This is a genomic window from Deferrivibrio essentukiensis, from assembly GCF_020480685.1.
In the GTDB taxonomy this organism is placed as follows: Bacteria; Chrysiogenota; Deferribacteres; order Deferribacterales; family Deferrivibrionaceae; genus Deferrivibrio; species Deferrivibrio essentukiensis.
This window is the reverse complement of record NZ_JAJAFU010000018.1, coordinates 41,760-50,651: the sequence shown is the minus strand read 5'-3', so window position 1 is coordinate 50,651 and position 8,892 is coordinate 41,760. Positions and strand designations below refer to the sequence as shown.

The following is an 8,892-nucleotide window of genomic DNA, read 5'->3' as shown; positions in this document are numbered from 1 at the left end:
AAAAAAAATAAAAAAAAGCTTGACATGGAAAAGATATTTTATTAATATCCACATCCGCCTCAAGTAGAGGCGATTAGGCTGGCGTAGCTCAATCGGTAGAGCAGCTGACTTGTAATCAGCAGGTTGGGGGTTCAATTCCCTTCGCCAGCTTTAATTTTTTTGGGGAGATGCCCGAGCGGCCAAAGGGAGCAGACTGTAAATCTGCCGGCGATTGCCTTCGGAGGTTCGAATCCTCCTCTCCCCATTTTTTTGCGGGTGTAGCTCAGTTGGCTAGAGCATCAGCCTTCCAAGCTGAGGGTCACGGGTTCAAGTCCCGTTACCCGCTTAATTTTTTATAGGGGACCAAAAATAAGGACGAAGAGACAGGTAGTCTTCGTCTGCTTTTTTGTATATAAAACGCCCATGTGGCTCAGTCGGTTAGAGCGCGTCCTTGGTAAGGACGAGGTCACCGGTTCAATTCCGGTCATGGGCTTAAATCAAAGTCGGAGGGAGAACTATGGCAAAGCAGAAGTTCGAAAGGAAGAAACCTCACGTTAATGTAGGGACGATAGGTCACGTTGACCATGGTAAGACTACATTGACAGCAGCTATTACCTCAGTTTTGGCACATAAGGGTTTGGCTGAGTTTGTAGATTATGGTAATATTGACAAGGCTCCTGAGGAGCGTGAGAGAGGTATTACTATTGCTACAGCGCATGTTGAGTATGAGAGTGAGAAGCGTCACTATGCACACGTAGACTGTCCTGGTCACGCTGACTATGTAAAGAACATGATTACAGGTGCAGCGCAGATGGACGGAGCTATATTGGTAGTAAGTGCAGCAGATGGTCCTATGCCACAGACAAGAGAGCATATACTTTTGGCACGTCAGGTAGGAGTTCCTTATATTGTAGTATTTATGAACAAAGTAGATATGGTAGATGATGAGGAGCTTTTAGAGCTTGTCGAGCTTGAGATTAGGGACTTATTGAGTACATATGAGTTTCCTGGAGATGATATACCAATTATCAAAGGTAGTGCATTGAAGGCGTTGGAGAATCCAACAGATGAGAAGTGGGCTGGAGCGATTCTTGAGCTTGTTCAGGCATTGGATGATTATGTACCTGAGCCACAGAGAGATATTGATAAGCCTTTCTTGATGCCGATAGAGGATGTTTTCAGTATATCAGGTAGAGGAACAGTTGTAACAGGTAGAGTTGAGAAGGGTGTAGTTAAGGTTGGAGATGAAGTAGAGATAGTAGGTATTAAGGAGACTCAGAAGACGGTAGTAACTGGTGTAGAGATGTTCCGTAAGATACTTGATGAAGGTGTAGCAGGGGATAATGTTGGTGTACTTCTTAGAGGAATTAAGAAGGATGAGGTAGAGCGTGGTCAGGTATTGGCTAAGCCTGGTAGCATTACACCGCATAGAAGATTTAAGTGTGAGGCATATATATTGACTAAGGAAGAAGGTGGTCGTCATACGCCATTTTTCAGTGGATACAGACCACAGTTTTACTTCAGGACGACAGATGTAACTGGAGTAGTTACATTGCCTGAGGGAGTAGAGATGGTAATGCCTGGAGATAATATAAGCTGTGAAGTTAATTTGATACAGCCGATAGCAATGGATCAGGGATTACGCTTTGCGATTCGTGAAGGTGGTAGAACAGTTGGTGCTGGCGTAGTTACTGAAATAATAGAATAGGTGTCTTAAATGAGAGATATAGTAATTTTAGCTTGTGGCGAGTGTAAAAACAGAAATTACACTACAACAAAAAATAAAAAGACTACAACTGGTAAGTTGGAATTTAAAAAGTTTTGCAAACATTGCAGGACACATACTTTGCATAAGGAAACAAAATAAATAAAGTAGGCCAGTAGCTCAATTGGCAGAGCACCGGTCTCCAAAACCGGGGGCTGGGGGTTCGAGTCCCTCCTGGCCTGCCATTTTATAGGGGATTAATGTGGCAAATGTCGGCACTTTTTTAAAAGAAGTTAAAGAAGAGCTTCAGAAGGTAACATGGGCTGGTAAGGAAGAGACAATTGGTACGACTGTGGTTGTCCTTGTTCTCGTTATTTTGATATCTGTTTTTATAGGTATTGTCGATATCGGGCTCTCTAAAATTATACAGTTTATCGTAGGTTAATAAAAGATGTCGAAGAATTGGTATGTAGTTCACACTTACTCAGGTTTTGAAAAAAGGGTAAAACAGCTCTTAGAGGAGCGTATTAAGAATGAGCATCTTGAAGACCAGATAGATGATATTCTTATACCAACCGAGGATGTTGTTGAGCTCAAGAAAGGGAAGAAAAAGATTAGTAAAAAGAAAACTTTCCCTGGTTATATTCTTGTGCATATGGAGATGAACACTACAAATTGGCATAAGGTTAAGTCTATTCCTAAGGTTACCGGTTTTGTGGGTGGAATAAATCCTGTCCCTATTCCTGAGGAAGATGTTAAGGCAATGATTGACCTTGCAAAATCCCAGGCACCAAGAATGGCTTCGAAATATATGAAAGGGGATACTGTTGAGGTAATAGATGGACCTTTCAGCGGTTTTAATGGTGTTGTGGATGAGGTTAATCCTGAGAAAGAAAAGGTTAGAGTTATAGTCAGTATATTCGGGAGACAGACTCCTATTGAGCTTGACTATCTGCAAATTAAAAGAGTTGGATAGATTTTGGAGGAAAATAAATGGCTAAGAAGGTAATGGGTCAAATAAAATTACAAATTCCTGCAGGTAAGGCAAATCCTGCACCTCCTGTTGGTCCTGCATTGGGTCAGAGAGGGGTTAATATTATGGAATTTTGTAAGCAGTTTAATGCTGCAACACAAAATATGGGTGATATGGTTATCCCTGTTATTATTACAGTTTTTGAAGATAGATCTTTTACATTTATAACAAAAACTCCGCCGGTTACTAACCTTATTAAAAAGGAGCTTAGTATTCAGAGCGGTTCAAGTAATCCTAACAAACAAAAAGTTGGGAAATTGACTAAAGAGCAACTTAAGAAGATTGCAGAGATTAAGTTGCCGGACTTAAATACTAAAGACATTGAACAGGCTATGAAAATAGTAGCCGGCTCTGCCCGCAGCATGGGCATAGAAGTAGAAATGTAAATGAGAGGGTAAAGATGCCAAGAAGAGGTAAGAAATATAAAGAAGCTATCGCTAAAATTGACAGACTTAAGCTTTATGAGCTTGAAGAAGCGATAGAGATAGCTAAAAATACGGCTTATGCAAAGTTTGATGAAACTGTTGATGCGGCAATAAAGCTTGGAGTAGATCCAAGACATGCTGATCAGATGGTTAGGGGTTCGGTAACCCTACCGCATGGTACAGGAAAGCAGGTAAAAGTGTTGGTTTTTGCAAAAGGTGACAAGGCAAAAGAAGCTCAAGAGGCAGGGGCTGATTATGTCGGTGACAGTGATCTTGTTAGTAAGATCCAAGGTGGTTGGTTTGACTTTGACAAGGTAGTTGCAACGCCAGATATGATGGCGGAAGTTGGTAAGTTGGGAAAAGTTTTAGGACCAAGAGGTCTTATGCCTAACCCAAAGGTAGGTACAGTTACAAATGATGTTAAAAAAGTTGTTACTGATTTGAAGGCAGGTATGATTCAGTACAGAGTTGACAAGGCTGGTATAGTTCATGCACCTGTTGGAAAGAAAAGTTTTGAAACAAAAAAGCTTGTTGAAAACTTTATGGTTTTGCTTGAGTCGCTGGTCAAGGCAAAACCTGCTTCAGCTAAAGGGCAGTATATAAGAAGTATCACAATTTCCACTACAATGGGCCCTGGTGTTAAAGTAGACCAGCAAAAAGCTGTAGCACTTATCTAAAAAGGACTAAACTCTGGTTGGAGAAGCAGGTGCTGTTAAGCGTAAATCCTGTGGAAACCGGTTTTGATATATAAGCCGGAGTTTAAGGAGGAAAATTTGAAAAAGAGTGACAAGGAAAAACTCGTCCAAGAACTCACTGAGAAAACCTCTGAAATGTCAGCCCTGTTTCTTGCTTCATATAAAGGGATGACATATACAGAGCTTAGTAACGTTCGCAACTCTATCAAGTCCAGCGGACACGACTTTAGAGTTGTTAAAAATAGACTATTAAAGCTTGCCCTTAAAAATAACAACATTGAAGGGCTTGATGAATACCTTGTTGAACCAACTGCCTGTGCAATTGTTTTTGGAGATCCTGCATCTGTTGCGAAGGAATTCAAAAAATATGCAAAAGATTACAAAAATTTCGACATAAAAGCCGGATATTTTGAAGGTACTGCCTTAAGTAAAGAGGATGTAATTGCTCTTGCTGATTTGCCTTCAAGAGAGGAGCTTCTTGCGAAGATGCTTGGCTCTATGTCAGCACCTACAAGAAACTTTGTTTCACTTCTTGCAAACATACCAAGAAGTCTGCTTAATGTACTTAATGCAATTAAAGATAAGAAAGAAAATAATTAATGGAGGATATTTACTATGTCCATAACTAAAGAACAAGTAATTGAATTTATCGAAAATATGACTGTTATTCAGTTGGCTGAATTTGTAAAGGAGCTTGAAGATAAGTTTGGTGTTTCTGCTGCTGCTCCTGTTGCTATGGTTGCTGGTGCTGCTCCTGCAGCTGGTGGCGCTGAAGCTGCTGAAGAAAAAACTGAATTTGACGTTATCTTAACAAGTGGTGGCGATAAGAAAGTTCAGGTTATCAAAGTTGTAAGAGAGCTTACTGGACTTGGATTAAAAGAGGCCAAGGCATTAGTTGACGAAGCTCCAAAACCAGTTAAAGAAGGTATCAAGAAAGAAGAAGCTGAGCAGATTAAGGCTAAGCTTGAAGAAGCTGGCGCTTCAGTTGAAATTAAGTAATTTAAGATATTAATAAGTTGTAGTTTTTGTAGGAGGCACTACGCCTCCTATTTTCCGTTTAAAATATTTCCGGCGGGTGGAAAGCATGAATAAATCCTTAATTCCCAAGAGTAGATTAAATTTTTCAAAAATAAAACACGTTATTGACCTACCAGATCTGGTTGAGGTCCAAAAAAACTCATACAGAGATTTTTTACAGGCTGAAGTTGCACCTGATAAACGTGAGCTGAAAGGGCTTGAGCAGGTGTTTACAGAGATATTTCCCATTACTGATTTCAATGAGACTTCAATTCTTGAATATGTAAGCTATACAATAGAGAAACCTAAATACTCAGCCAGAGAGGCAATAGAAAGAAAAGCGACATTTGCAGCTCCGGTAAAAATAAAGGTAAGACTTGTAAATTATGATATAGATGAAGAAACAGGTGAAAAAAGTGTCCTTTCAGCCAAGGAGTCAGATGTCTATATTTGTGACATCCCACTTATGACTGACAGGGGTACATTTGTAATAAATGGTGTGGAGAGGGTTATCGTTAACCAGCTGCATAGATCACCTGGGATATTCTTTGAGGATACAACAGCAGGCAAGAGTGTTGTTGAAAAGCATATTTACAGTGCGAGAATTATTCCTTACAGAGGTTCATGGATAGATTTTGAGTTTGATACCAAGAACATAATGTATGTTCGTATTGATAAAAAGAGAAAGATTCCTGTTACTGTCCTTTTGAAAGCACTTGGGCTGACAGATCAAGATATATTAAAAACATACTACGAAACTGAAACCGTAATTATCAAAGGGGATGAGCTATATAAAGAATTTGACCCTGAGAAGATTGTAGGTAGAAGAAACAGTATGGATATTTCCGATACGGAAGGGAATGTCGTAGTAAAAGCAGGGCATAAGATAACAAAGGCTGCAAGAAAGAGGCTTGTCAAAGCTGAAATAAAAGATTATCCGATTACATTTCAGGATCTTCAGGAAACATTTATAGCTGATGATATCATGGATGAAAACGGTGAAGTAATTTGCGAGTCAAACACATCTCTTTCTGAAGAACTTTTAGAAAAGATTATCGATTCGGGGATTAAATCTTTTAAAGTATTGTTTATTGATAGGCAAAATAGTGACAGTGCTATTAGGGATGTCTTGAGTATGGATAAGGTTAGCTCTCAAGAAGAGGCGTTAATCGAAATCTACAAAAAACTCAGACCCGGTGAGCCTGCTACTATAGAAACAGCCACCGCACTTTTTGAAAACCTGTTTTTTAATGACAGACGTTATGACCTTTCAAAAGTCGGAAGATTAAAAATAAATAAAAGACTCAAGCTTGATGTCCCCCTTGAAACAACTACTCTTACAAAAGAGGATATTGTTGAAACTGTGAGAGTTTTAAATAACATAAGGCTTGGTCTTGATAACGTAGATGATATAGACCACCTTGGTCATAGAAGGGTAAGGGCTGTGGGTGAGCAGCTTCAAAACCACATAAGAATAGGTCTTGCAAGGATGGAGAAGACTGTTCGTGAAAGAATGAGTATTCATGAGATTGAAGAACTTACTCCACAAGACTTGCTCAATTCAAAACCTTTATCAGCTTCAATTAAAGAGTTTTTCGGAAGTTATCAATTATCACAATTTATGGATCAGACTAACCCTCTTAGTGAGGTTACTCACAAAAGAAGATTGTCTGCCCTTGGACCCGGTGGTTTAAACAGAGAGAGAGCAGGCTTTGAGGTAAGGGACGTTCATACTTCAAGTTACGGTAGGCTATGTCCTATTGAAACTCCTGAAGGACCAAATATCGGTCTTATTACTTCGTTGACTACTTATGCAAGGATAAATGAGTTTGGTTTTATAGAAACACCATATAGAAAGGTAGTTGATGGAAGAGTAACTGATGAAGTAGTGTACATGTCTGCTATTGAGGAAGAGGATTATTATATTGCTCAGGCAAACGCATTGCTTGATGAAGATAGTAGATTTGTTAAAGACTATATTGCAGCAAGACATAAAGGTGAGTCTTTGTCTGCACCGAAAGAGCTTATCAACTATATGGACGTTGCTCCAATGCAGATTGTATCTGTATCTACGGCACTTATTCCATTTTTGGAACATGATGATGCAAACAGGGCATTGATGGGTTCTAACATGCAGCGTCAAGCTGTACCGCTTATCAAGACGAGTGCTCCGATTGTAGGGACGGGGCTTGAGAAAAAGGTTGCAGTTGATTCAGGTGCGGCAATAGTTGCTAAAAACGCTGGTTATGTGGAATATGTTGACTCTATGAGAATTGTTATCAGATTTGAGAAGGATGGACAATTTGGAATAGATGTATATGACCTTGATAAATATAGAAGAACTAACCAAGAAACTTGTATAAATTACAAACCGATTGTTAAGAAGGGGAGTTTTGTCGAAAAAGGGCAGCCTATTGCAGATGGACCATCTACAGACATGGGTGAGCTTGCACTTGGTAAAAATATCGTGGTGGCCTTCATGCCTTGGATGGGATATAACTACGAGGACTCTATACTTGTTTCTCAGAAACTGGTTAAGGAAGATGCCTTTACTTCAATTCATATTGAAGAGTATGAAATAGAAGCAAGGGATACCAAATTAGGACCTGAAGAGATAACAAGGGATATTCCTAATGTTAGTGAAGAGGCTGTAAAAGACCTTGATGAAAGTGGTATCATTAGAATTGGTGCCAAGGTTTCTGAAGGGGATATTTTAGTCGGTAAGGTAACACCTAAGGGTGAATCTCAGGCTACTCCTGAAGAAAAACTTCTTAGAGCAATATTTGGCGAGAAAGCCGGAGATGTAAAAGATGCTTCTCTAAGAGTGCCACCTGGAGTTAATGGTACTGTTGTTGATGTGCAAGTAATGACAAGGCGTGGTATTGAGAAGGATGAGCGTACTGAGCAGATTGAAAAATCAGAATATGAAAGGCTAAAAGAGGGGCACAAAAAAGAGCTTGAAGCTATAGAGATTGGAAGAAAGAAAAAAATTATCTCTCTTTTGAAGGATAGAAAGCTAATTGAAGACTATGAAACTGATAATGGAGTCTTAAAATCAGGGACGGTTTTAGATGAAGATACATTGCTTAATCTAAATTATTCGGACTTAATACTTCTTCCTGTAGAGAACAAAAGTGAAATTGAAGACAAAATAGCAAAAATAAATGTGATCTATTTTGAAAGGGTAAAAAGAGCTGAAGAAAACTTTAAAGATAAAAGAAATAAGATAGAAAAGGGTGATGAACTGCCGGCCGGTGTTTTAAAGTCGGTTAGGGTCTTTATCGCAATCAAGAGAAAGTTGATGGTTGGTGATAAGATGGCAGGTCGTCACGGTAACAAAGGTGTTATTTCAAGAGTACTTCCTGAAGCTGACATGCCGTATCTTCCTGATGGTACGCCTGTTGAGATAGTTTTAAACCCGTTGGGCGTTCCTTCAAGGATGAACGTTGGGCAGGTACTTGAAACACATCTTGGATGGGCTGCAAAAGCTCTCGGCTTGCATGTAGCTACTCCTGTCTTTGATGGAGCTAAAGAGAGCGATATCAAAGAACTGCTCAAAAAGGCAGGCTTTAATGAAGATGGTCAGACTATTCTATACGATGGTAGGACGGGAGAGCCTTTTGATAGAGAAGTTACCGTTGGTGTTATGTACATGTTGAAACTTCACCACCTTGTTGAAACCAAAATTCACGCAAGGTCTACCGGGCCATACTCACTTGTAACTCAGCAACCGCTTGGAGGTAAAGCTCAGTTTGGTGGTCAGAGACTTGGTGAGATGGAGGTTTGGGCACTTGAGGCTTACGGTGCATCACATATTTTACAAGAGATGTTGACTGTTAAATCTGATGATGTTGAAGGTAGGACAAAGGTGTATGAGTCTATAGTAAACGGTAACTTGAGTTTTAAGGCAAGTATGCCTGAATCCTTTAATGTACTTATAAAAGAGCTCCAAGGTCTTGGTCTTGATGTTGAACTTTTGACCAAGGAAGATTTAAAAAATGAAGAAAATAATGAAGAATAATATATTTGGAGGGCTAC

9 protein-coding genes and 5 tRNA genes are annotated in these 8,892 nt (G+C 39.5%); all 14 read left to right on the top strand.

What is annotated here, in order from left to right:
* Positions 1–77 precede the first annotated feature (77 nt).
* The 14 genes from LF845_RS09215 (at position 78) to rpoB (ending at position 8,875) form a co-directional block, all read left to right on the top strand.
* Positions 78–150: transfer RNA gene (locus LF845_RS09215), tRNA-Thr, on the top strand.
* Between the two features lie 11 nt (positions 151–161).
* Positions 162–244: transfer RNA gene (locus LF845_RS09210), tRNA-Tyr, on the top strand.
* A gap of 7 nt (positions 245–251) precedes the next feature.
* Positions 252–325: transfer RNA gene (locus LF845_RS09205), tRNA-Gly, on the top strand.
* A gap of 73 nt (positions 326–398) precedes the next feature.
* Positions 399–472 (top strand) — tRNA-Thr (locus LF845_RS09200).
* A 24-nt stretch (positions 473–496) separates the two neighbouring features.
* Positions 497–1,687: an elongation factor Tu gene (gene tuf / locus LF845_RS09195; RefSeq protein WP_242820711.1), complete on the top strand. Its 1,191-nt coding sequence runs from the start codon at positions 497–499 to the stop codon at positions 1,685–1,687.
* Positions 1,688–1,696: 9 nt separating this feature from the next.
* Complete coding sequence (gene rpmG / locus LF845_RS09190) at positions 1,697–1,846, top strand: 50S ribosomal protein L33 (protein WP_242820723.1); 150 nt, start codon at positions 1,697–1,699, stop codon at positions 1,844–1,846.
* A 7-nt stretch (positions 1,847–1,853) separates the two neighbouring features.
* Positions 1,854–1,929 (top strand) — tRNA-Trp (locus tag LF845_RS09185).
* 17 nt (positions 1,930–1,946) lie between these two features.
* Positions 1,947–2,129 (top strand): preprotein translocase subunit SecE, encoded by a 183-nt coding sequence (gene secE, locus LF845_RS09180; protein ID WP_242820722.1) that lies wholly within the window; start codon positions 1,947–1,949, stop codon positions 2,127–2,129.
* Positions 2,130–2,135: 6 nt separating this feature from the next.
* A complete protein-coding gene (gene nusG, locus LF845_RS09175) occupies positions 2,136–2,660 on the top strand; it encodes a transcription termination/antitermination protein NusG (protein WP_242820721.1) in 525 nt (174 codons plus the stop codon).
* 17 nt (positions 2,661–2,677) lie between these two features.
* Positions 2,678–3,103 (top strand): 50S ribosomal protein L11, encoded by a 426-nt coding sequence (gene rplK, locus LF845_RS09170; protein ID WP_242820720.1) that lies wholly within the window; start codon positions 2,678–2,680, stop codon positions 3,101–3,103.
* A 14-nt stretch (positions 3,104–3,117) separates the two neighbouring features.
* Positions 3,118–3,819, top strand: coding sequence for a 50S ribosomal protein L1 (gene rplA, locus LF845_RS09165; protein WP_242820719.1), 702 nt, complete (start codon positions 3,118–3,120; stop codon positions 3,817–3,819).
* Positions 3,820–3,915: 96 nt separating this feature from the next.
* Positions 3,916–4,437, top strand: a complete 522-nt coding sequence (gene rplJ, locus LF845_RS09160) for a 50S ribosomal protein L10 (RefSeq protein ID WP_242820718.1) — start codon at positions 3,916–3,918, stop codon at positions 4,435–4,437.
* 15 nt (positions 4,438–4,452) lie between these two features.
* On the top strand, positions 4,453–4,836 hold the full coding sequence (gene rplL, locus LF845_RS09155) for a 50S ribosomal protein L7/L12 (protein WP_242820717.1): 384 nt from the start codon (positions 4,453–4,455) through the stop codon (positions 4,834–4,836).
* An 85-nt stretch (positions 4,837–4,921) separates the two neighbouring features.
* A complete protein-coding gene (rpoB, locus tag LF845_RS09150; protein WP_242820716.1) occupies positions 4,922–8,875 on the top strand; it encodes a DNA-directed RNA polymerase subunit beta in 3,954 nt (1,317 codons plus the stop codon).
* The last annotated feature ends 17 nt before the right edge of the window (positions 8,876–8,892 follow it).

Bases quoted from the DNA above. Each gene is read 5' to 3' on its own strand.
- tuf (WP_242820711.1), top strand. From the start codon at position 497: ATGGCAAAGCAGAAGTTCGAAAGGAAGAAACCTCACGTTAATGTAGGG.
- rpmG (WP_242820723.1), top strand. From the start codon at position 1,697: ATGAGAGATATAGTAATTTTAGCTTGTGGCGAGTGTAAAAACAGAAAT.
- nusG (WP_242820721.1), top strand. From the start codon at position 2,136: ATGTCGAAGAATTGGTATGTAGTTCACACTTACTCAGGTTTTGAAAAA.
- rplK (WP_242820720.1), top strand. From the start codon at position 2,678: ATGGCTAAGAAGGTAATGGGTCAAATAAAATTACAAATTCCTGCAGGT.
- rplA (WP_242820719.1), top strand. From the start codon at position 3,118: ATGCCAAGAAGAGGTAAGAAATATAAAGAAGCTATCGCTAAAATTGAC.
- rplL (WP_242820717.1), top strand. From the start codon at position 4,453: ATGTCCATAACTAAAGAACAAGTAATTGAATTTATCGAAAATATGACT.
- rpoB (WP_242820716.1), top strand. From the start codon at position 4,922: ATGAATAAATCCTTAATTCCCAAGAGTAGATTAAATTTTTCAAAAATA.